Here is a 21,705-nt window from a genome sequence, read left to right as displayed (position 1 = left end):
AGCACATCCCATCCTGAGTGGGGTGTGCTGTTTTGATTAAAGGATATGATCGATCTGATATTCTTCTTGGCTGATTTTTTTTGCTTTCTCAAACTTTCTTTTGAAATAGAAGATGAGATAGCATAGGATGATACAAGGAACTCCGCAGAAGAGTGCGATTCTTTGATTGGGATCAAAAGCAAGACCGATACAAGAAGCTGAACATAATAAAAGAGCGGCTATAGGCATCAGAGGATAAAGCGGCGTGCGAAATGTCAGATCTTTTACATTCCCCCCTTTTTTAAGAAATCTCTTTCGAAACAAGAGTTGAGACAACGCAATACTCATCCAGACCACGACTCCTGCAAATCCAGCAATCGCTACCATCACCACATATACAGTTCCGGGCGCCACGATACTGGAAACGAGAGATAAACAAGATACGGCCATACTGATCATTAAGGCATTTAAGGGAATGCCTTTAGATGTGACTTTCTTAAAACGGGAGCTGATCATGTTTTCATTTGCTAACGACCACATCATACGGGTTGAAGCATATAGGCCCGAGTTGGCGACGGACAGCAAGGCTGTTAATATCACAAAATTCATAATATCTGCGGCGTAAGGGATTCCGATCTCCGCAAATACAGCTACAAATGGACTTTCAATCACGCCTGCTTCTTTCCACGATATCAGCCCGGATAATACGAAGACGGCACCAATGAAAAAAATGACTGTTCTCCACGCAACATTACGGATGGATCGCGGTATATCCTTTTGAGGATTTGCTGATTCCCCGGCTGTGACTCCGATTAATTCTGTACCGGAAAAGGCAAAGCTCACAGATATCATGGCGATAAAAACGGCGAGAAAGCCATTCGGAAACAACCCTCCATGATCTGTGAAATTTGACAACATAGGAGCATCTGCCGTCCCGTTTAAAGAGATCAAGCCAAACATGGCGGCTCCTCCTAAAATGATAAATAAAATAATGGTGACAATCTTCACGCTGGAAAACCAGAATTCGGTTTCCGCAAATAGCTTGACTGAAAATGCGTTGCATACGAAAAGGAGAGCTGCAAAAACCGCACTCCACATCCATACGCTGCTGTCCGGAAACCAGCGCTGCATGAGAATGCCTGATGCGGTAAACTCAGAACCTACCGTCACCACCCAATTCACCCAGTACATGATGCCGACCATAAAACCGGTAGACGGCCCGATGAATGTGGTAGCGTATTTTTGAAAAGAACCGGTCACCGGCATGGCGACCGACAATTCACCGAGACATTGCATGACGAGGTACATCATCAACCCGCCGATTAAATAAGCGAGTATCGTACCGCCGGGTCCGGCTTGGTTTAGCGTATAACCCGTGCTGAGGAAAAGCCCTGTCCCTATGACGCCTCCCAATGAGATCATAAATAAGTGCCTGCTTTTCATTGTGCGTTTTAACTGTTGGCCGCTGTTCTCCTGAAGATTCACCGTTTCGCCCTCCTTTTAGCTGCCATTCATTAGGCAGATGAGTTTCTCGTGCGCAAAGTACAACCTGCCAGAAGGTCATTAAACTGGGGAGAGTTTCATTCCTTTTAATGTGTGTAACAGAACATGAGCTGCGGCTCTGCTTGTCATATCCCGAAAATCGAGGGTAGGATCAACTTCAACGATTTCAATCCCGGCAACATTAGGCTGTTGTGCGATGTACTTGACTGCTTCAAGCAATTCGTCTGTATAGAGGCCGCCTGGGCCAATCGCTGGACAGCCGGGTGCATGGGACTGGTCTAAGACATCCATATCAACGGATATAAAAATGGAGTCTGTTCTTGTTTGAATGGCAGGCAAAATCTCTTTTATCGTCGGGATTAGTCCTTTTTCACGAATCATGCCCATCGTGTGGATGTTCACGTTGTGTGTTTTTGCATATGCTTCATATGCCTGACTGTTGCTGAATTCTCTGATACCCAGCTGGATCAAATGCTGGCCTTCAATGATCTCTTCATCCAAAAGGCGGCGGAAGGGAGTGCCGTTGGTCGGCCCCCCGTCCTCCGTATTGCGAACATCGTGATGGGCATCAAATTGAATAACTGCTGTCGTTCCTTTTGTTTGTGCTATCGCTTTTATGGTGGAGTAGCTGATCGAGTTATCTCCCCCGAGTATGAGCGGCACCCAATCTGGATGGTCCGAAAGCAGAGCGTGCATGGTATGGAAAATTTGCTGATGTGACTTTACAATATCAGTTACGTGAATATCGATATCCCCCAGATCGTAAAGAAGATCTGATACGACATGTCCTCCAAGCTCCGCAGAATAGGCCGATGAATGTTTTAGTGCCTGGCGGATTGTTCCGGGAGCAAAGGAAGCGCCTGAATGACTGATAGAGGATTTTGATAGAGGGACACCTATCAATGCTGGCCCTTTAATACTTTGGCCGTCCCATTTTGATATCAGGTCGCTCATTTTTGTGACATCCCGGTCTTTAAACGAAGAACCTGCCTCTCTGAGAAAAGGGTATTTATCCAAGAATGGCTCCCTCCCTGTTGACTACAATTGTTCCGTTTTTCATGACTTGGTGTACATGATTGACGCCGTAGTGATACGGAATATACATATAGTTCGAGGCTTGCCAAATGACTAGATCAGCTGATCGGCCGGCTTTGAGCTGACCGGCTTCTTCCCCTTTTCCTATGGCGTGTGCGGCATTGACTGTGACCGCATGCCATATTTCTTCCGCTGTCATTTTCAGATGAAGCGCGGCAATTGACATGATCAGCTGGATATTTTCAGTAGGCGAGCTGCCAGGATTAAAGTCCGTTGCCAAACTGACACATACACCCTCATCAATCATGTCTCTTGCCTTGGCAAATGTACTCTTACCTAGATAAAATGTCGTGCCCGGCAAGAGGACGGCGATCGTTCCTGCCTCAGCCAATTTCTTTATGCCTTCGTCTGAGGCACCTACTAAATGGTCGGCGGAGACAGCCCTTAGCTCCCCCGCTAATTCAGCACCTCCAAGCGGATCGATTTCATCTGCGTGTATTTTTAATCCGAAGCCCGCCTCGGCCGCTTTTCTTAAATATCTGCGGGATTGGCTGACGGTAAAAACGCCTGTTTCTGTAAAAATATCTGCAAAGCTGGCGAGCTCTTGCTCTTTGATTTCCGGCAAAAGGCAAAGCATTTGATCCAGAAATTCATCCGGATTGTGTTGATATTCTGGAGGAATCGCATGGGCTCCCATAAACGTGGAGACAAGGTCAACAGGCTGGTACTCATGCAGTTTTTTTGCAACACGCAATTGCTTCAGCTCTGTTTCTTTTTCCAAGCCATAGCCGCTTTTCACTTCAGCCGTGGTCGTACCGTAGGACAGCATTCTTTGCAGATGAAAATGGCCTTTTTGCAGCAGCTCTTCCTCTGAAGCTGCCCTGGTGTCTTTGACAGTAGACAGAATCCCGCCGCCCTGAGCCAGAATATCTAAATAGGAGATGCCCTGAAGCTTAAGATTCATCTCCTTTTCCCGAGATCCCCCAAATACAAGATGGGTGTGCGGATCGACGAGACCCGGCGTTACAAGCCGTCCCGAACAATCTATGATTTCGTCTGCTTTATAATCGGCTTCAGCTCCTTTTTTTCCGGCGAACACAATCTTCTGTTCATGGATGCCGACAACAGCGTCTTCGATCACATGAAGATCCTGCATGCTTTTGCCCGCACGGGGGCCGCTGCTTTCCATCGTTAAAAGCTGACCGATGTTGATGAGTATCGTATCAATTTGTTTCGGCATGTCATCACTCCTTTATTTTTGCATCGGCACGATAATGTCTTGTTTTTTCGCTACTTCAACGGCACGTTCATAACCCGCATCCGCATGACGGATAATGCCCATTCCCGGGTCGCTCGTTAAGACTCGGGCGAGCCGCTCGTCAGCCAGCTCACTTCCATCGGCAACCGCGACCATGCCGGCATGCAGGGAATAGCCCATTCCAACGCCGCCGCCATGGTGGAAGGAAACCCAGCTTGCACCCGCCGCCGTGTTGACAAGCGCATTTAGCACAGCCCAATCGCCGACAGCGTCACTTCCGTCCTTCATCGCTTCTGTCTCCCGGTTTGGTGAGGCGACAGACCCGCAGTCCAAATGATCTCGTCCAATGACGACTGGCGCTTTTAGCTCCCCGTTTCTGACCAGCTCGTTAATGGCAAGGCCCATCTTTTTTCGTTCTCCATAACCAAGCCAGCAAATACGGGACGGCAAGCCTTGGAACGTGACTTTTTCCTGTGCCATATCGATCCAGCGGTGAAGGGCTTTATTTTCCGGGAACAGTTCTTTTAATAACGCATCCGTACGGTAAATATCTGCCGGATCACCGGACAGCGCCGCCCAGCGGAACGGTCCTTTTCCTTCACAGAATAAGGGGCGAATGTAAGCAGGGACAAACCCCGGAAAATCGAAGGCATTCTCCAGCCCTTCATCCTTTGCGACTTGCCGAATATTGTTGCCGTAGTCAAATACAACAGAGCCCTTTTGTTGAAAGGCCAGCATGGCTTCCACATGTTTTTTCATGCTTTGTTTCGAGAGGCGCACGTAAAGGTCTGGATTGTCTTGGCGCAAACGATCTGCTTCATCAAGTGAATAGCCCTCGGGAACATAACCAATTAATGGGTCATGGGCAGATGTCTGGTCAGTCACGATATCAATTTTGACGCCCCGGTTCAAAAGGGTGTGGTGAACCTCAGCCGCGTTTCCGAGAAGAGCAATGGATAAAGGTTTTCCGGCCAGCTTTGCCTCTTCAGCCCACGCTAATGCTTCCTCAATCGAGGCTGTTTTACGGTCGCAGTATTTTGTTTCGATGCGCTTGTCGATGCGTTTCTCGTCTACCTCGACGGCAATGACAACTCCTTCATTCATCGTGACAGACAGCGGCTGGGCGCCTCCCATTCCTCCGAGACCGGCTGTCAGCGTCAATGTTCCCTTTAGGCTTCCTCCAAAGTGCTGTCTCGCCAGCTCAGCAAAGGTTTCGTAGGTTCCTTGCAATATGCCCTGTGAGCCAATGTAAATCCAGCTGCCTGCCGTCATTTGTCCGTACATCATTAACCCTTTTTTCTCAAGCTCGTGGAAATGCTCCCAGTCCGCCCACTTCGGAACAAGAACAGAATTTGCTAGTAGTACGCGCGGTGCCTGCGGGTGAGTGCGGAACATGCCAACAGGCTTCCCGGATTGTACGAGCAATGTCTCATCATGTTTTAGTGTTTTCAAAGAATGTTCAATGGCGTGAAAAGCGTCCCAATTCCGTGCGGCTTTGCCAATCCCGCCGTATACGATGAGGTCCTCCGGCTTCTCGGCGACTTCCGGATCAAGGTTGTTTCGAAGCATCCGAAGCACCGCCTCTTGCTCCCACCCTAAGCATTCGAGCTCTGTTCCCCTGTTGGCGCGGATTGATTTTTTTACATCAGTCATATGTTCATCCCCCTCAGTTCTTCATTTTGATGATCAGGTAATAAAGATTCCTTCTTCAGCCAGTCAGTCAAGCGTTCAATGTCATAGGAAAAAACACGGTCCTGCTGAATGGAAGGCACGACTTTTCTCATTTCTTGAAAGAGCTGTTTGGTATAGGACGCTGCATGTTCTATGCCTCTGTATTCAACCGCCTGTAATGCGCAAATCGCTTCGATCGCAATGACTCTTCTTGTATTCGCAATCACCTGATAAGCATGCCGAGCGGCGATGGTTCCCATGCTGACATGGTCTTCTTGGTTGGCGGATGACGGAATAGAATCCACACTTGCAGGATGGGCCAGTGTTTTATTTTCAGAAACAAGTGAGGCCGCAGCATACTGCATGATCATCGCGCCGGATTGCAGACCGGGATGAGGGCTTAGGAACGGCGGCAGGTCATTCAGCTGCGGATTTACAAGGCGTTCGATCCGTCGCTCTGCGATATTCGCAAGCTCTGAAATTGCGATTTTCAGAAAATCCATGGCAAAGGCAATCGGCTGTCCGTGAAAGTTTCCGCCAGAGATGACTTTGTCACCGTCATTGAAAATGAGAGGATTGTCTGTAGCTGCATTCATTTCAATCTCTAATTTTTCTTTGACATAGCCTAATGTCTGCCAAGTCGCACCGTGTACTTGCGGAATACAGCGCAATGAATATGCATCTTGTACCCGCAGTTCTCCTTGGGAGGTTGTCAGGCTGCTGTCAGATAGATAGAAACGAATTCGTTCTGCGACATCAATCTGCTCCTGATAGCCGCGGGCTAAGTGAATATCCTCGTCAAATGCATCGATAATTCCGCGGAGCCCCTCAATCGTTAAACTGGCAATGCGCTCGGTTTGATAGGCTAGTTTCTCAGCTTCAATGTATGAGACCACACCCATAGCGGTCATGGCCTGAGTCCCGTTAATTAAAGCAAGCCCTTCCTTGGATGTCAGCGATACCGGCTGAATACCGGCTTTTTTCAAGCCCGTCATTGCCGGCATTCTTTCTCCCTCAAAAAAGACTTCTCCTTGGCCGATCAGTGCAAGTGCCAAATGGGAAAGCGGCGCCAGATCACCGCTTGCGCCAAGTGATCCCTGCTGGGGGATGACAGGATGGATGCGTTTATTTAAAAACGCAAGCAATTGTTCAATCAGCTCAGCACGTACACCGGAAAACCCTTTTAACAGCGCATTGGCGCGCAAAAGCAACATTGCCCTGGAAACACACTCAGGAAAAGGATCACCGACTCCGCAGGCATGAGAAAGGATTAAATTTAATTGCAGCGCCGCCGAGTCCTCTTTCTGAATCAGGACATCACTGAACTTGCCAAATCCGGTGGTAATGCCGTATATCGTCTTTTCTTCGTGGACAATCCGCTCCACTGCCGCTCTGCTTTTTTTCACGCGCTCCATACTTTCTTCGGAAGCCGCTGCTTCTTCAAAATCAAACAGCACACGTGCGACGTCGGCTGTTGTCAATGAAGAACCGTCTAAAATCACCATAAGCCCAACTCCTTTGTCTTTACTTTGATAAAGCGCCCATACAAAAAGGGGCTATGCTGTGAAAGTCTGTTTTCACGCATAGCCCCCTATCGTCTAAGATCTATGGGCTGTTTCATATGTGATTAATTCCAACGCCGAATGTCTCATGCTCAAGTCCTTTGATCGGCGCCCCGATCGTTCCGTAAAGCGAGACAGCGATCCAATCGCCTTCCGCTTCACTTTCATAAGGATTTCCCCTCAAAACGGCAAACCTCAAGCCCACCGTCCGAAGCAGCGATCCAAGTAGCATTTCACCTCTGGTCACGCCATGTAAAGCCTCCATCGTCGCATGATAAAGCGCGTGTGACTCACGATAACCCTCAGATTGAATGACACCGCTCTTTTTGGAAGCGGTTTCAATTGCGGCTACTACTTTATGCGCGTCCATTGATCCTACCTTGCCGAGACAGACCTTCCATCCATCTCGCTCCAGCTCCTCGACCTGTGTACTTTCCTCAGCTTCATTAAGCAGAAGAAGAACAGACAGCCTGCCGATCCGGCGATCTTTGTGCAGTGTCATATGAATCACTCAATTCCTAAAAATTCTGATAACTATTAACTGAGTATTATATTAATTGGTTCAGCAGAAGAAGTCAAAAGGTTTTTTACAGTCTTTAACAAGTTAGATTGCTATTGTAATAGCGTGACACAGAAAGCAGGACGGGTTTTCTTTTAGCACATTGCAAACAGTAGCCAGACAGGAGTGCGGGCGGCTGCTGTCGTACTCTAGATATAAAGATAGAGGAGAGGAGCGAAGGTGCAGTGAAGAGCTTACATTGGGGAATCATCGGACTTGGCGCAATCGCTTCAGATTTCGCCAAAGCGCTGAGAGAAGTAAACGGAACGGTCTATGCCGCAGGGTCACGAAGCTTGGACAAAGCGAAAAAGTTCGCTAAGGAGCATCATGTCGAAAAAGCATACGGCAGCTATGAAGAACTGCTGCAAGATGAGAATGTCGATATTGTCTACATTGCCACTCCGCATTCCAATCACTATGAATATATGATGAAATGCCTTCAGCATCGCAAGCATGTTCTTTGTGAGAAGGCCATTACCGTCAATGCGAGACAGCTAAAGAGGATCATCAGCATGGCCCAAGAAAAACAACTTATTGTATCTGAAGCGATGACTATCTACCATATGCCGCTATACAAAAAACTCCGTGAGATCGTGAAGGCGGGTCGCATCGGACCTCTTAAAATGGTTCAAGTCTCCTTTGGAACGCGCAAGCCATACGAAGTCACAAATCGGTTCTTTAATAAAGAACTGGCTGGCGGCGCACTCTTAGACACGGGAGCCTATGCGCTCGCTTTCGCAAGGTATTTTCTCACGAGCCAGCCAAATGAGATCCTCAGCACGGCCAAGCCGACTGACACAGGTGTAGACGAGCAGTCAGGCATGCTCCTAAAAAACGCTGACAACGAAATGGCTGTCATATCGCTGACAATGAGGGCAAAAATGCCAAAAAGAGGCGTAGTTGCCGGCGAAAATGGCTTTATTACAGTCGACGACTTTACACGACCGGACAAAGCAGTAATTACGTACACAAATGGAAAAACAGAGGTGATTGAAGAAGGAGAAACGGCAAAAGGGTTGAACTATGAAGTAGAGGATATGCAAGCAGCAGTCCTGCACCAAACAGGCAGCCAGACCATCAGTCTCTCTCTTGATGTCATGAGCATCATGGACAATGTAAGAGAACAGTGGGGAATCACCTATCCGTTTGAATATGAAAACATCAGGCCTTCCTAAAGGGCCGGTGTTCCTTCATAGAAAAAATGTAAGCGCTTAAAAATTTAGTGAAAAAGAGAGGCGAATTGTGTAGATGTTAAATCGATTGTTCCGTGTATGTTTTCTTGCAGCCCTTATCATGGCCTTCACCTTGCCAAACTCCGTCTATGCACAAAAGGCAGAAAAACCCGTATTTAAAGAAGTCAGCGTCCATGACCCTTCCGTCATTGAGACGAACGGCACCTTTTACGTTTTCGGATCTCACTTAGCTTCAGCGAAAACAAATGACCTCATGCAATGGCAGCAGCTGACCACTAACGTAAGCAACAACAATCCTCTGATTCCGAATGTCTACGAAGAATTAAAAGATACCTTCGAATGGGCGCAATCCGATACCCTGTGGGCGGCTGACGTCACGCAGTTGGCGGACGGCAAGTACTACATGTACTACAACGCCTGCCGCGGCGATTCGCCAAGATCAGCCTTGGGCGTCGCCGTCGCTGATAACATCGAAGGCCCGTATAAAAACAAAGGCATCTTTTTGAAATCAGGCATGGAAGGGACAAGTGACGATGGAACACCGTATGACGCAACCAAACACCCGAATGTTGTAGACCCGCATACCTTCTTTGATAAAAACGGCAAGCTGTGGATGGTGTACGGCTCATACTCAGGCGGCATTTTCATTCTTGAAATGAATCCGAAAACGGGCTTCCCGCTTCCTGGACAGGGATACGGAAAAAAACTGCTCGGCGGCAACCACAGCAGAATCGAAGGCCCGTATGTTCTCTACAATCCAGACACCAAATACTACTACTTATACCTATCATATGGCGGTCTTGATGCAACAGGCGGCTACAACATCCGTGTGGCCCGCTCCAAAAAACCTGACGGCCCTTACTATGACGCAGAAGGCAACTCGATGCTTGACGTCCGCGGCAAAGAAGGCACAGTCTTCGACGACCGCTCAATCGAACCTTACGGCGTCAAACTCATGGGCAGCTATTCTTTTGAAACAGAAAAAGAAAAAGGAACCGGCTACGTCTCACCAGGCCACAACTCCGCATATTATGACGAAAAAACCGGACGCTCCTATTTAATCTTCCACACCCGCTTTCCGGGCAGAGGTGAAGAACACGAAGTCAGAGTCCATCAAATGTTCATGAACAAAGACGGCTGGCCGGTAGTGACGCCATATCGATATGCAGGTGAAACGCTGAAAAAAGTAAAACAAGAAGACGTCACAGGAACATACAAACTCATCCAGCACGGAAAAGACATCTCAGCAGACATCAAAAAAACCATCAACATCCAGCTCAACAAAAACCACACCATTTCCGGGGAAATGAGCGGAACATGGAAGAAAACCGGTAAGAATACAGCCGCCATCACGTTAGCGGGCAAGACGTATAACGGGGTATTTTTACGCCAGTGGGATTCAGTGAGAGAGAAGAACGTCATGACATTTAGTGTGTTGAATGGCAGCGGTGAGGCTGTTTGGGGATCTAAATAAGATGGGAAAAACGCCTTCGTAGGAAGGCGTTTTTTTATCAGTTTTATTGACTATAAGTAATAGTTCAACGGAAGAAAAAATTCAAGGTATTGATAAGGATAAAGACCTAAATATAAAGTTCTCTCTATTCTTATTATCCTTCTTATAAAATCATCGAAAGCGAGTTTATAGCAGTTTAGAACCGAATAAATCCCCCTTAAGACAAACCTTTTTTACCTATTTATCCAATATGACCCATCATGTAATATGAAAATAGTCTGTATTGTCAAGAATTGACACAGTTTGATAGAAACACGAGGTGTTGCGGCATGCATAGTGAAATGTTGTTACATTCGGTAAAAGCCGACTTACATGAAAAGCAGGAACAGATCCATCAATTAAAACGAGTGCTGCACGAAATCAGGCAAATCAAACACGAATTCTCCGAGGCCCAGCATCTCATTCACCGGCCTCATCTTAACCGGGAGGCATGGAGAGGGACACATGCTCAGCGGTTTGAAGATATTCGTGAAGGAATGAACAAAGCATATCAGCAAATCAAAAGCGATCAAGTCAGCGGAATCATCGAAAGCATAGAAGGAAAAATCCACTCATTAGAGGGCGATGTCTATTCCATAAGACGCCAAATTACGAGGATAGAGCATGAAATAGAGAAGGAAAAACATAAAAAGTGAGGTGAGCACAAATGGCACAGGAAATTAAAATGGTGTATGGCACAGTGAAGCAAGGGCTTTCTCAGCTCAAGAATTCAGCTGAACTCAAGTCCTCCTTGCCCGGCCATCTCTCAGGCAGAAACCATTTGAATGTTGTGAAGTCCATCGAGCAATTAAATAAGGACATCAAAGAGCTCACTGAAGCATATGCGTCTGTTCTGGCCAAGCATATCGCACAAACGGAAAGCGCGGTAAACGCCATGAAGGAAACGGACGAAAACATATCATCTTCCATGAAATAAAGCGCGGGAGGACAAGGGATTGAAAACATTAGATGTCCACGCTCTTCACGAGGGCATTCAGCATACGATTGAGAAACTGGACAAGCAAAAACAACAGCTGGAGAAGCTGGAAAAAAGCGTTGAGCACCTGGCAGGCATGAAGGATGCGCTAAAAGGAAAAGGCGGAGATGCCATCCGGACTTTTTACGAGGAGTGTCACAAGCCTTTTCTCCTTTTCTTTGGCATGTTTATCGACGAATACAAAAAAGTGCTGAAACAAACACAGCATGCGATTTCCTCTGTAGAATCTGACTCCCACGGCATGATCGCAGAGGCTTTTCTCTCACACGACGCAAGACACGGGGTCAAGCATGCTCGGGAAGTGACAGAACAGCTCACTGACGCAGTCAATCGCCAGACATCAGCCATCGGCCACATCGTCAGCTTGCCGGCAGTCAATGATACCTTTTTCCGAATGGAAACAGAACAGGCTGAGCGACTGATTTCAGACACCCTGAATAAGCTCTTTCAATTTGACGGCCAGCAAACCCAAGCACTAGAAACCGCAAAATCAGATTTTCAAACGATGAAAAAATATATAGACCAGCTCGAAACCATGTACACCGGTCCGAAAATTGAAATCACAGGCTACAAAAGCGGCTCCATCCTGAAATCACAGGAAGAAGAAAACATCAATCAAACCTTCGGCACGATTAACCCGCAAATGAAGGAGGCGGATGATTCTCCGATGGAGATGATGTTGAAGAAATTAGCCGAGAATGAAAAGTCTAAAGTGGATTCAGTTGTCAAAACGGGTCATTCTAAAAAGGTAAGTAAAAATATCATCGTTATCAATGGTAAAGTGTATAATACGAGTGAACATAGAGAACATATAAAAACTGATTTCTCAAATGCAGAGGTTAAGCAAGTTGTTTATAATGATACACTTTACAATGTATACATATCTGGTAATGACATGAAGCTTGAACCTGTCGTCTCGCTTTCGGACATTAAAGTGGATGAGAATGGAAATGTGAAAATTTTAGAGACAGCTGTAGAACTTACCGGCGTGTATGATCTATTTAAAGCAGCCACGGGCAGAGATCCGGTATCAGGCGAAAAAGTCACAGGGAAAGACCGTGTTGTTGCCTCCATAAACTCAGTACCATTTGCCAAAATAGCTAAGTTAGAAAAGTTAATAGATATTAATAAACTTATTAATGATGGGAAAAAGGCTAAGAAGGCTTCGGAAGTTAAAAACGTTGCTAAGGATACGGGTAATGGTGTACCTTCTTATGGAAAGAAGTCACTACCTAAAGGACCTTACAGAGAAGTACATGGATTCCCAGTTAAAGTAAAGCCAGGTGCTCAAGAGAAACATATTCCTAATACGCCAAATTACAAACAAGAAATAGCAAATGGTAAAAACAAGAGTATTTTCTATGGTGATAATAAAACAGCACAGGAATTGCTTGATAAGTATGCAGGGAAAGGCGATTTCTTAAAAAATGGCAGGGAAAGAGTAGACTTTGGAAAACCAATAGGAAAATATTATGATCGTAATACTGGTGAATATGTTGAGACTACTAAAGGATTAATACATTATGGAAAAGACGGGGCGCATATAGTACCATCTAGGCCATAAAAATAAGAAAAGAGGGATCGTATGGGCTATGATTCTTTAATTGAAACTTTAATAAAATATGAAAATAATGACTTGATACTAGAATGGACAAGTGGGTTAAGGATTATTGGAGAACTAGATACTGTTTTTGAAACAGACAATGGATTGGACGAAGATGATAATAATTATACAGAATATGATGCAGCTGCATTTAAAGTAAATAAAATATTATCCAAACCGATTCAGAATGAAGGCAACGTATATAATTGGTTGAGACAAGAAAAAAGTTCATTGGTTGAAATCTCTCTCTATGATGATCCACCAAGTACAGTTTTATTAACTGATGGTCAAAGAGTGTGGAAAAGCGATAATTAAATTAACAAATTTTAAATTGGGACCTTGAAATTGGTTAAAACCTTTCAAGGTTCTTTTAGGTTGGAAACACACCACCTATTATGTTTGGGAAATACTCATTATATTGCTTGTGTTAACTCACACCATCTACCGGTGAATAAGAAATAACGGAGATAGTATATTGCTCAAATATAAATATGCAATTGAATATATAGATGATTATGATGAAGTCATTTTGGATTTGGAAAAAGAGAAAATACTTAAAAATGGTTACCTTATTAGTAATTCGTTAGGATCTGATATATTTAGTGATTTCGATAGCATAAAGGAAGAAATTGAACAATTATTAAAAGTATTGTCTGGGGAATTACCAATATTCGAAAGTGGCGGGAATTTAAATTTAATTAGTTCTGATAAACATAAAACACTGATTGAAGATATTTTCGCAGATGAAGATGAAGGAGATTGTATATGCACAATAGAGACGGTGGAATATACCAAGATCATTTTAATCTGGGCAAAAGAAAGTATTAAGTACAAAAACAAAAGAGGTGTTTTAGCAACAGAAGAAGCTGATGAAAGAATGGGATGGATAAAAGAAAAGTGGAGTGAATTGAATTTTACTAATTGAGGAATAAACAGTGGCGGTATACATTTTATTACTAAAAGAATATGAAGATGATGAAACTGTGGTTTACAAATTCGGGCCTCATGAAAATACTATGGGCAAAATGCAATTAAATAAAATAACTAGAAAGCTTACAAAGTTAGAAGAAATTCCTGATAAAAATCTCCCGTCAACATTTTGTTTTGATCGAGCTGCACAAAGATTAGCAGTTTGTTTAGTAAGAGAAAGAGGATATTTCTAGAAAAAACAGTTTTTGAGTCTTAGCTTATAATAAAAAACAAAGAGGTTCCCCTATGATATATAAAGCATTTGTTAAAGGACTTGATCCACATATAGAAGAGGAAGTGATTCTCGAAATAGAAGGGATAGAATTTACAGGTTTTTCTTCTGTCTGTCCTTATGAAATTGAAGTGGGGAAAAAATATCCTGTGTTAGTTGGTTTTACGATTTTGGATGAGTTAGTTATTCGTGAAAATAAAGAAAAAACAAAAGAATTAGATCGGATTGGTTTAGGATATCAATATTATATTAGGGGAATTTTGCAAGAGGATTCAATTGATGCAGGAATCGTTCTAACTGATGAAGATGAGTATTTTTCTGAATATCCTCATTTAATTGGGAAAAACGTTGAGATGAAGGTTGACAGGATAAGCATAGAATTTTTAAGAGAGTCTGTTTAAATATAAAAAGTAAAATGTTTATACAAAATGGAAACTTAAATTCTTTTATGAGAAGGTTTTGTTTTTGGACATAATCAATGAAGGAAATCTTGGTTGACAATGCAAATAAATAATAGCTGAAGAAATACGTAAGGTGATTATAGAGAGTGAAGAAGATAGATGAGAAATTTTTATTGAGAAAAATAAATGAATCATTATTAATCATCCAGATTGTTTTCCCCCTAGCAGGAATAGTTCTAACTATCATGACAATCTGGTTAGCAAATGCCAATCAAGTTCATGATATAGAGTTATATGTGATTGCTGGTTTTTCATATGGCGTATTTTTCTTTGTGTTCCCTTTAGGTATTAATATATTCAGGAAAAGAGTACTTATAAAAAAATTAAATGATATAGACGGATATCAATAGAGCTTAAAGAGTGAGCATATACTTGAAGAACAAATGATCTTCTATGATTTTTTAGATGATGAATGATTTAAACAATCCCCAAAATGAAATACCTATCAGGATTATTATCCCGTTATCTCTTCCTTAAAGGGGCAAGACGACATGTTATTGATCAATAAACAGAAGGACCCTGTTTTTCAATTTTTGGCTGGAACATTTCATCAGGATATTGAATCTCCTGATGACGTTTTACAAGAGTTATTAACAGAGGAAAGTAAAGAATATTTGGAGTATGCTATTGTTTTTTTAACGGATTTTATTGAAAGTGAGCATTCAGACAATGAGAAAAATGAATACATTCAACGCGCGGATGGGGTGTATTTTCCTGCGTTTAATTTAGAACCAATAGATTGGCTAAAGAATGTAATAGTACAGATAAAGAAGTCTTTAAATAAAATTTAAACGGTCACGATTCATAACCTTGATTGGAAAAAATGCCTTTCAAGGTTTTTAATCACAATAATTTTTTATTGAAGTTAATACTATGTTCAAACCTTTATGATTACTTTTGTTCTAGAAACGATAGTCAACACTCAAGGATGAAAGCGTTGACATCCAACAAATCTAGTGCTAAAGTATACCTACAAAACAAATACAGCGACCCGTCAGGATTGTTACTGCGAAAGCAGGCAAAACCTAAATGGTGCAGGTGTAAGAGGAGACTCTGGCAATCTGCGTCATTTAGGTTTTTTTATTCTCATTTTGGAGGTGATGCGGCATTTGATACAAAAAAAGCTGGAGAAAGGCGGCCACCTTTCATCCAGCGGGTTCCCCCATAAAAAGGAGGTATACACATGGATTATGATAAATTATCGAAAGACATATTACAACTCGTAGGCGGTGAAGAAAACGTTCAGCGCGTGATTCACTGCATGACGAGGCTGCGTTTTAATCTTCATGACAACGCGAAGGCGGATCGAAGCCAATTGGAGCAGCTGCCGGGTGTGATGGGCACCAATATCAGTGGCGAGCAGTTTCAAATCATTATCGGAAACGATGTGCCGAAGGTGTATCAGGCGATTGTGCGTCACAGCAATCTCAGTGATGAGAAAAGCGCCAGTTCATCTTCTCAGAAAAAGAATGTGCTGAGTGCGATTTTTGATGTGATTTCTGGTGTGTTTACCCCGATTCTTCCTGCGATTGCGGGAGCGGGGATGATCAAAGGGCTTGTTGCGCTAGCGGTCACGTTTGGCTGGATGGCCGAGAATAGTCAGGTTCATGTCATTTTGTCGGCTGTCGGTGACGGCGCGTTCTACTTCCTGCCGCTTCTGCTTGCGATGAGTGCGGCGAGAAAATTCGGAAGCAATCCTTACGTAGCGGCAGCCATTGCGGCAGCGATTTTGCACCCGGATTTGACGGCACTGCTTGGTGCGGGGAAACCGATTTCCTTTATCGGACTTCCTGTAACCGTTGCCACTTACTCTTCAACAGTCATTCCGATTTTGCTGGCGATTTGGATTGCTTCATACGTAGAAAAGTGGATTGACCGTTTTACACATTCGTCTCTCAAATTGATTGTGGTTCCGACATTCACATTATTGATTGTCGTGCCGCTAACATTGATTACAGTCGGTCCGCTTGGCGCTATCTTAGGAGAATACTTGTCTGCTGGGGTTAATTATTTATTTGATCATGCAGGACTGGTAGCGATGATTTTGCTGGCGGGAACGTTCTCTTTAATCATTATGACAGGCATGCACTATGCCTTTGTACCGATCATGATCAACAACATCGCTCAAAACGGCCATGATTATTTACTGCCGGCTATGTTTTTGGCGAATATGGGACAGGCCGGGGCATCATTTGCCGTCTTCCTTCGCTCCAGAAACAAAAAGTTTAAATCACTTGCGCTTACCACGAGTATTACTGCGCTGATGGGAATTACAGAACCCGCGATGTACGGCGTGAACATGCGATTGAAAAAACCGTTTGCGGCCGCTTTGATTGGCGGTGCAGCCGGTGGCGCATTTTACGGAATGATGGGTGTTGCTTCCTATATCGTCGGGGGGAATGCAGGTCTGCCAAGTATCCCTGTGTTTATCGGTCCAACGTTTATTTACGCGATAATCGGTCTTGTGATTGCGTTTGCGGCAGGAACAGCAGCTGCGTATTTGCTTGGATTTGAGGATGTACCGTCTGATGGCAGTCAGCAGCCGGCTGCAGGAAAAAGCTATGAGAGCAGCGGAGAAATCATTCACAGCCCGATTAAAGGGGAAGTGAAAGCATTAAGCGAAGTCAATGACGGAGTATTTTCTGCCGGGATCATGGGAAAAGGATTTGCCATTGAGCCTGAAGAAGGAGAAGTCGTTTCACCTGTTCATGGAAGCGTTACCACCATTTTTAAAACAAAACACGCCATTGGCATTACGAGTGATCAGGGAGCTGAAATCCTCATACACATTGGATTGGACACGGTGAAACTCGAGGGACAATGGTTCACGGCTCACGTCAAAGAAGGCGACAAGGTCACACCGGGAGATCCGCTCGTGTCCTTTGATCTGGAACAAATCAAAGCCGCGGGATATGACGTCATTACCCCGGTGATCGTGACTAACACAGACCAATATTCGTTTTCGCCGGTGAAAGAAATCGGCAAAGTGCAGACAAAAGAAGCGCTGCTTGCTTTATCCTAAAAAACTGATGGGGTGATCAATATGAGTTCAAATACAAAACGATTTCCAGAAGGATTTTTATGGGGCGGCGCGGTTGCTGCCAACCAAGTTGAGGGTGCTTATAACGAGGGCGGTAAGGGACTTTCGACAGCTGACGTATCACCGAACGGCATCATGTCTCCATTTGATGAATCGATGACTTCTATAAATCTGTATCATACCGGAATTGATTTTTACCATCGTTATAAAGAGGACATCGCCTTGTTTGCGGAAATGGGTTTCAAGGCGTTCCGTACATCTATTGCGTGGACAAGAATTTTTCCAAATGGTGATGAAGAGGAACCAAATGAAGAAGGCCTCAAATTTTATGATAATCTGTTTGATGAACTGTTAAAGCATCAGATTGAGCCTGTCGTAACCATCTCACATTATGAAATGCCGCTCGGTTTAGTGAAACATTATGGCGGCTGGAAGAATCGCAAAGTCATAGAGTTCTATGAACGCTATGCCAAAACCGTTTTTAAACGCTATCAACGCAAAGTGAAGTATTGGATGACGTTCAATGAAATTAACGTGGTCCTCCATGCGCCGTTTACAGGCGGCGGTCTTGTCTTTGGAGAAGGAGAAAACAAATTAAACGCAATGTACCAGGCGGCACACCACCAGTTTGTGGCCAGTGCTCTTGCCGTCAAAGCGGGTCACGAGATCATCCCTGATTCGAAAATCGGCTGTATGATAGCGGCAACCACAACATATCCGATGACATCAAAGCCGGAGGATGTTTTCGCAGCACTGGAGAATGAGCGCAAAACACTTTTCTTCTCAGATGTGCAGGCAAGAGGCGCATACCCGGGATATATGAAACGCTATCTGGCAGAAAACAATATTACAATTGAAATGGCTGAAGGCGATGAAGAGATTTTGAAAGAACATACGGTAGATTACATCGGATTCAGCTACTACATGTCGATGGCGGCGAGCACTGATCCGGAAGAGCTTGCAAAATCAGGGGGCAACCTGCTGGGCGGAGTTAAAAACCCTTACCTGACATCATCAGAATGGGGCTGGCAGATTGATCCGAAAGGCTTGCGCATCACGCTTAACACCTTATATGACCGTTATCAGAAGCCGCTGTTCATCGTTGAAAACGGCCTGGGCGCTGTAGACAAAGTTGAGGAAGATGGCACGATTCAGGACGATTACAGAATCAATTATCTGCGTGACCATTTAATTGAAGCGCGTGAAGCCATTGCGGATGGCGTTGAATTAATCGGATACACATCATGGGGGCCAATTGACCTTGTCAGTGCCTCCACTGCGGAAATGAAAAAACGTTACGGCTACATTTATGTTGATCGGGACAATGATGGAAACGGAACATTAAACCGCATCAAGAAAAAAAGCTTCAGCTGGTATCAAGAGGTCATCGCCACTAACGGAGAGAGTCTCTGACAAATTTTTGAAAACGCATGCGCTTCAATTGACAATAACCGGAAGCAGGCGGACAATAAAAGAGAAAGATGAACCACCCACAGTCCGAAAGGCGGGAAGAGCAATGTTTAACAAAATGTTAGTTGCGATTGACGGATCAGACATGAGTGAAAAAGCGCTTGATGCCGCAGTGCATTTGGCCAAAGAACAGCAGGCGGAACTAAGCATCCTTCATGTGGGGAGAGAAGCCGTCGTCACGACTTCTTCTCTGACGGGAATTGTCTATGTGCCTGAACATTTTATTGATGAAATCAGGAACGAGGTTAAAAAAGAGGGCCTGAAAATCCTTGAAAATGCAAGAGAAAAAGCAGCCGAGAACGGTGTTCAAGCTGAAATCATTTACGCGAATGGCGAGCCGGCTCATGAGATACTAAATACCGCAAAAGAGAAAGGCGTCGGCCTGATCGTAGTCGGCAGCCGGGGCATCAGCGGCCTGAAAGAAATGATGCTGGGAAGCGTCAGCCATAAAGTGTCTCAATTATCAACTTGCCCGGTTTTAATTGTTCGATAAAAATTCAAATATCTGATATAGCGAATGGCCAGCACCCGAGACTTACTGTATTTAAATAGCTAGAAGAGAGTTTGCTTTACACAATTTCGTAAACTGTTCATTAAACACAGCTTTTTAAAAATTTGTTTTTATTAAAACAACAATACCCAAAAGAGGCGCTCCCTTGATCAGTAAGGGGTGACGCCTCTTGTTTGGTTTCAAATATACTTTCCAGTTTTCTATTCATTGTTGCTTTTTATATTTTTATTTCTTTGATGATTTATTGGCCGGCGCAAACCAACTGAATAAAGCAATAGCCACTAATACGCCATAGAAGATTATCGTCCAGGTGGTGCTGTGTGGAAAGTGATGGTCCAGGATTCCAATATCCTCATGGGCAAGGGTAATGACCACCAGTTTGACACCAACCCAGGCCACAATGGCATATGCGGTTGTTTCCAGTGCAGGGCGCTGATTAAGAAGTTTTACAAACCAAGTAGCTGCAAACTTAATCAGGATAAGGCCGGCAATCCCACCTAGGACAACAACAATAAATTGTCCTCCATCCATGCCGCCGAAATCATCAAGTGGTGAATCCGGAAGCCCGAGAGCTAAAGCAACCGCAGCCAGAATCGAATCAATGGCAAAAGCGAGGTCCGCTAAAGCAATTTTCCCGACTGTGGGCCAGAAACTTTTCCCGGCAGCCTCCTCTTTGGCCTCCTCATGAATATTCTCACTTTTTTTCCCGAAACGGGCCTTAATTACATGCTTTAAGCCCAGGTAAAGAAGATACGCTGCTCCTATCGCCTGAATCTGCCAGACATTTGCGATAAACGAAATGGCAAAAAGCGCCGCAAACCGGAAGGCAAATGCCATTATGATTCCATAATTTATCGCTTTTTTTTTCTGATCATTGGGTAAATGCTTGGCGATAACTGCCAGTACAAGGGCATTGTCAGCCGATAGCAGTCCTTCTAATCCGATTAAAATTAATAATGTCCAGGCATATTCCAGCCAGATAGACTCCATCAACATCTTTCCTTTCTAAAACGTAAAGTGTGCCGTAAAAGTTTCGATATCAACAGTATTACCCTTCTCATTTATAGTTAACTCTATTGAGTAGGCTGGTATTTCTTGGGTTGCTTTTTCTTGCTAGCAAAAAAACGTACTGGCACAAAAAGGAAGATGAGGCATTTTTGAAACAGATACAGATGTAAAAATCTTCTGATCATTTCATCGTACACCTGCAGCTTGAACCATAATGATCTCTCTCCTTAAAAAGCAAATGAGTTTTTTGGTCATTTCCTGTATGATAAAAATATGGAAAATGGAGGATAGAACGTAATGCTAAATTATATGAACAAACTATAGTATGCAAGACTATGTAAAATTACCAAAATTAAAAAAACCAGAAATGTAAAATGGCAAAAAAAATATAATGATTACTGGGGCAAGTAGCGGAATCGGCTTTGCGAGAGTAAAGCAATTTCTAGAAGACGGCTTTCGGGTCGTTGGAGTAGATATTCAAACGAATAAAATGTCGGAATTTATAGTAAACAGTGACTTTCACATGGAAGAAGCAGACTTGTCTGATGTCCAGCAGGCAGAATCTTTAATGCCAAAGCTTGAACAAAGCCAATTGATTCCAGACTTCTTAATCAATGCAACAGGGATAAGGGAAATTACCCCTGCTCTTGAATGATCAGCAAAATCATTCAAAAAGATCAAAGACATTAATCTCACAGCAGCCTTTATTCTTTCCCGGGACGCGGCAAGGCTGTGGTCTAAGCTGGGAAAACGAGGCTGTATGATCAATATCGCCTCTGTGTCTGGACTGATGGGAGAGCCTGCGCGGGCTGCCTATGTGTCTTCCAAGCATGCGGTTATCGGACTGACAAAGCAGTTCGCTATGGAATTCGGGTCAAAGGAAATCAGGGTGAATAGCATTTCACCGGGCGTAATCCAAACAGAATTAACGGAAGAGTATTTTCAAGACGATGAAATGGTTCAGCTGATCAAAGATAACCATGCCCTCCATACGTGGGGGCAGTGATATCGTTTCCTGTATGAAGTATTTAGCTTCGGAGGATGCGCACTTTATCACAGGCTCAAACTTTGTCATAGACGGCGGCTGGACGGCGGCAAGAAACTATAAAAAAGGGAAAAGCACCTTGCAGTTGGTATGCTTTTCCATATACATAACTGGAGG

At 44.1% G+C, this 21,705-nt stretch carries 20 protein-coding genes and 2 pseudogenes; 15 read left to right on the top strand and 7 right to left on the bottom strand.

From position 1 onward, the window contains the following. Window positions 1–36 precede the first annotated feature (36 nt). The 6 genes from Q5C82_RS03000 to hutP all read right to left on the bottom strand — a co-directional run bounded on the left by Q5C82_RS03000 (window position 37) and on the right by hutP (window position 7,510). Window positions 37–1,464 carry an amino acid permease gene (locus Q5C82_RS03000; RefSeq protein WP_003218961.1) on the bottom strand — a complete coding sequence of 476 codons (1,428 nt, stop codon included), beginning with the start codon at window positions 1,462–1,464 and terminating at the stop codon, window positions 37–39. Window positions 1,465–1,542: 78 nt separating this feature from the next. Continuing rightward, window positions 1,543–2,499, bottom strand: coding sequence for a formimidoylglutamase (gene hutG / locus Q5C82_RS02995; RefSeq protein ID WP_003218959.1), 957 nt, complete (start codon window positions 2,497–2,499; stop codon window positions 1,543–1,545). After that, window positions 2,492–3,757, bottom strand: coding sequence for an imidazolonepropionase (gene hutI / locus Q5C82_RS02990; protein ID WP_003218958.1), 1,266 nt, complete (start codon window positions 3,755–3,757; stop codon window positions 2,492–2,494). The genes hutG and hutI overlap by 8 nt, the downstream gene beginning before the upstream one ends. Before the next feature lie 12 nt (window positions 3,758–3,769). After that, entirely contained in the window at window positions 3,770–5,428 is a 1,659-nt protein-coding gene (gene hutU / locus Q5C82_RS02985) for a urocanate hydratase (protein WP_003218955.1), read from the bottom strand. Then, on the bottom strand, window positions 5,425–6,951 hold the full coding sequence (gene hutH / locus Q5C82_RS02980; RefSeq protein WP_003218953.1) for a histidine ammonia-lyase: 1,527 nt from the start codon (window positions 6,949–6,951) through the stop codon (window positions 5,425–5,427). The genes hutU and hutH overlap by 4 nt, the downstream gene beginning before the upstream one ends. 112 nt (window positions 6,952–7,063) lie before the next feature. Further along, a complete protein-coding gene (gene hutP / locus Q5C82_RS02975; RefSeq protein ID WP_003218951.1) occupies window positions 7,064–7,510 on the bottom strand; it encodes a hut operon transcriptional regulator HutP in 447 nt (148 codons plus the stop codon). Window positions 7,511–7,752: 242 nt separating this feature from the next. On the opposite strand from hutP, the gene Q5C82_RS02970 reads away from it, so the two are divergent. The 14 genes and pseudogenes from Q5C82_RS02970 to Q5C82_RS02905 all read left to right on the top strand — a co-directional run bounded on the left by Q5C82_RS02970 (window position 7,753) and on the right by Q5C82_RS02905 (window position 19,517). Then, on the top strand, window positions 7,753–8,742 hold the full coding sequence (locus Q5C82_RS02970) for a Gfo/Idh/MocA family protein (protein WP_003218950.1): 990 nt from the start codon (window positions 7,753–7,755) through the stop codon (window positions 8,740–8,742). Window positions 8,743–8,815: 73 nt separating this feature from the next. Continuing rightward, entirely contained in the window at window positions 8,816–10,234 is a 1,419-nt protein-coding gene (locus Q5C82_RS02965) for a glycoside hydrolase family 43 protein (RefSeq protein WP_003218948.1), read from the top strand. Window positions 10,235–10,542: 308 nt separating this feature from the next. Then, window positions 10,543–10,908 (top strand): DUF5082 family protein, encoded by a 366-nt coding sequence (locus Q5C82_RS02960; protein WP_003218945.1) that lies wholly within the window; start codon window positions 10,543–10,545, stop codon window positions 10,906–10,908. Window positions 10,909–10,919: 11 nt separating this feature from the next. After that, entirely contained in the window at window positions 10,920–11,189 is a 270-nt protein-coding gene (locus Q5C82_RS02955; RefSeq protein WP_003218942.1) for a YwqI/YxiC family protein, read from the top strand. 19 nt (window positions 11,190–11,208) lie between these two features. Further along, entirely contained in the window at window positions 11,209–12,813 is a 1,605-nt protein-coding gene (locus Q5C82_RS02950) for a T7SS effector LXG polymorphic toxin (protein WP_003218939.1), read from the top strand. Between the two features lie 21 nt (window positions 12,814–12,834). Then, window positions 12,835–13,167: a hypothetical protein gene (locus Q5C82_RS02945; RefSeq protein WP_003218937.1), complete on the top strand. Its 333-nt coding sequence runs from the start codon at window positions 12,835–12,837 to the stop codon at window positions 13,165–13,167. A gap of 160 nt (window positions 13,168–13,327) precedes the next feature. Further along, window positions 13,328–13,777: a hypothetical protein gene (locus tag Q5C82_RS02940; RefSeq protein WP_003218935.1), complete on the top strand. Its 450-nt coding sequence runs from the start codon at window positions 13,328–13,330 to the stop codon at window positions 13,775–13,777. Window positions 13,778–13,787: 10 nt separating this feature from the next. Next, window positions 13,788–14,038: pseudogene (locus Q5C82_RS02935) on the top strand (hypothetical protein). 29 nt (window positions 14,039–14,067) lie between these two features. After that, a complete protein-coding gene (locus Q5C82_RS02930) occupies window positions 14,068–14,454 on the top strand; it encodes a hypothetical protein (protein ID WP_003218931.1) in 387 nt (128 codons plus the stop codon). A 146-nt stretch (window positions 14,455–14,600) separates the two neighbouring features. Beyond that, the gene (locus tag Q5C82_RS02925; protein ID WP_003218930.1) at window positions 14,601–14,864 is read left to right on the top strand and encodes a hypothetical protein; all 264 of its coding nucleotides are present in this window, start codon (window positions 14,601–14,603) and stop codon (window positions 14,862–14,864) included. Window positions 14,865–15,005: 141 nt separating this feature from the next. After that, on the top strand, window positions 15,006–15,305 hold the full coding sequence (locus Q5C82_RS02920) for a contact-dependent growth inhibition system immunity protein (RefSeq protein WP_003218928.1): 300 nt from the start codon (window positions 15,006–15,008) through the stop codon (window positions 15,303–15,305). A 392-nt stretch (window positions 15,306–15,697) separates the two neighbouring features. Continuing rightward, window positions 15,698–17,536, top strand: coding sequence for a PTS beta-glucoside transporter subunit IIABC (gene bglP / locus Q5C82_RS02915; protein ID WP_003218926.1), 1,839 nt, complete (start codon window positions 15,698–15,700; stop codon window positions 17,534–17,536). A gap of 21 nt (window positions 17,537–17,557) precedes the next feature. Beyond that, the gene (gene bglH, locus Q5C82_RS02910) at window positions 17,558–18,967 is read left to right on the top strand and encodes an aryl-phospho-beta-d-glucosidase (RefSeq protein WP_003218924.1); all 1,410 of its coding nucleotides are present in this window, start codon (window positions 17,558–17,560) and stop codon (window positions 18,965–18,967) included. A 103-nt stretch (window positions 18,968–19,070) separates the two neighbouring features. Further along, window positions 19,071–19,517 carry a universal stress protein gene (locus Q5C82_RS02905; protein WP_013308087.1) on the top strand — a complete coding sequence of 149 codons (447 nt, stop codon included), beginning with the start codon at window positions 19,071–19,073 and terminating at the stop codon, window positions 19,515–19,517. 243 nt (window positions 19,518–19,760) lie between these two features. Here Q5C82_RS02905 and Q5C82_RS02900 read toward each other — a convergent pair whose 3' ends face one another. After that, window positions 19,761–20,525 carry a membrane protein gene (locus Q5C82_RS02900; protein ID WP_003218922.1) on the bottom strand — a complete coding sequence of 255 codons (765 nt, stop codon included), beginning with the start codon at window positions 20,523–20,525 and terminating at the stop codon, window positions 19,761–19,763. A 409-nt stretch (window positions 20,526–20,934) separates the two neighbouring features. Between Q5C82_RS02900 and Q5C82_RS02895 the strand changes: the two are divergent. Beyond that, window positions 20,935–21,637, top strand: a pseudogene (locus Q5C82_RS02895) (SDR family NAD(P)-dependent oxidoreductase); the annotation flags it as partial. Window positions 21,638–21,705: the final 68 nt, after the last annotated feature.

Origin of the sequence: uncultured Bacillus sp., assembly GCF_958411575.1 — a bacterium.
GTDB classification, from domain to species: Bacteria; Bacillota; Bacilli; order Bacillales; family Bacillaceae; genus Bacillus; species Bacillus spizizenii.
The sequence above is the reverse complement of the archived record's forward strand: the minus strand, read 5'-3'. Positions and strand labels throughout refer to the sequence as shown.

What these genes read in the sequence shown, in the direction of transcription:
- Q5C82_RS02965 (WP_003218948.1), top strand. Translation starts at nt 8,816, where the DNA reads ATGTTAAATCGATTGTTCCGTGTATGTTTTCTTGCAGCCCTTATCATG.
- Q5C82_RS02960 (WP_003218945.1), top strand. Translation starts at nt 10,543, where the DNA reads ATGCATAGTGAAATGTTGTTACATTCGGTAAAAGCCGACTTACATGAA.
- bglP (WP_003218926.1), top strand. Translation starts at nt 15,698, where the DNA reads ATGGATTATGATAAATTATCGAAAGACATATTACAACTCGTAGGCGGT.
- Q5C82_RS02905 (WP_013308087.1), top strand. Translation starts at nt 19,071, where the DNA reads ATGTTTAACAAAATGTTAGTTGCGATTGACGGATCAGACATGAGTGAA.
- hutI (WP_003218958.1), bottom strand. Translation starts at nt 3,757, where the DNA reads ATGCCGAAACAAATTGATACGATACTCATCAACATCGGTCAGCTTTTA.
- Q5C82_RS02930 (WP_003218931.1), top strand. Translation starts at nt 14,068, where the DNA reads ATGATATATAAAGCATTTGTTAAAGGACTTGATCCACATATAGAAGAG.
- Q5C82_RS02900 (WP_003218922.1), bottom strand. Translation starts at nt 20,525, where the DNA reads ATGGAGTCTATCTGGCTGGAATATGCCTGGACATTATTAATTTTAATC.
- Q5C82_RS02945 (WP_003218937.1), top strand. Translation starts at nt 12,835, where the DNA reads ATGGGCTATGATTCTTTAATTGAAACTTTAATAAAATATGAAAATAAT.
- Q5C82_RS02955 (WP_003218942.1), top strand. Translation starts at nt 10,920, where the DNA reads ATGGCACAGGAAATTAAAATGGTGTATGGCACAGTGAAGCAAGGGCTT.
- hutH (WP_003218953.1), bottom strand. Translation starts at nt 6,951, where the DNA reads ATGGTGATTTTAGACGGTTCTTCATTGACAACAGCCGACGTCGCACGT.
- bglH (WP_003218924.1), top strand. Translation starts at nt 17,558, where the DNA reads ATGAGTTCAAATACAAAACGATTTCCAGAAGGATTTTTATGGGGCGGC.
- hutU (WP_003218955.1), bottom strand. Translation starts at nt 5,428, where the DNA reads ATGACTGATGTAAAAAAATCAATCCGCGCCAACAGGGGAACAGAGCTC.
- hutP (WP_003218951.1), bottom strand. Translation starts at nt 7,510, where the DNA reads ATGACACTGCACAAAGATCGCCGGATCGGCAGGCTGTCTGTTCTTCTT.
- Q5C82_RS02920 (WP_003218928.1), top strand. Translation starts at nt 15,006, where the DNA reads ATGTTATTGATCAATAAACAGAAGGACCCTGTTTTTCAATTTTTGGCT.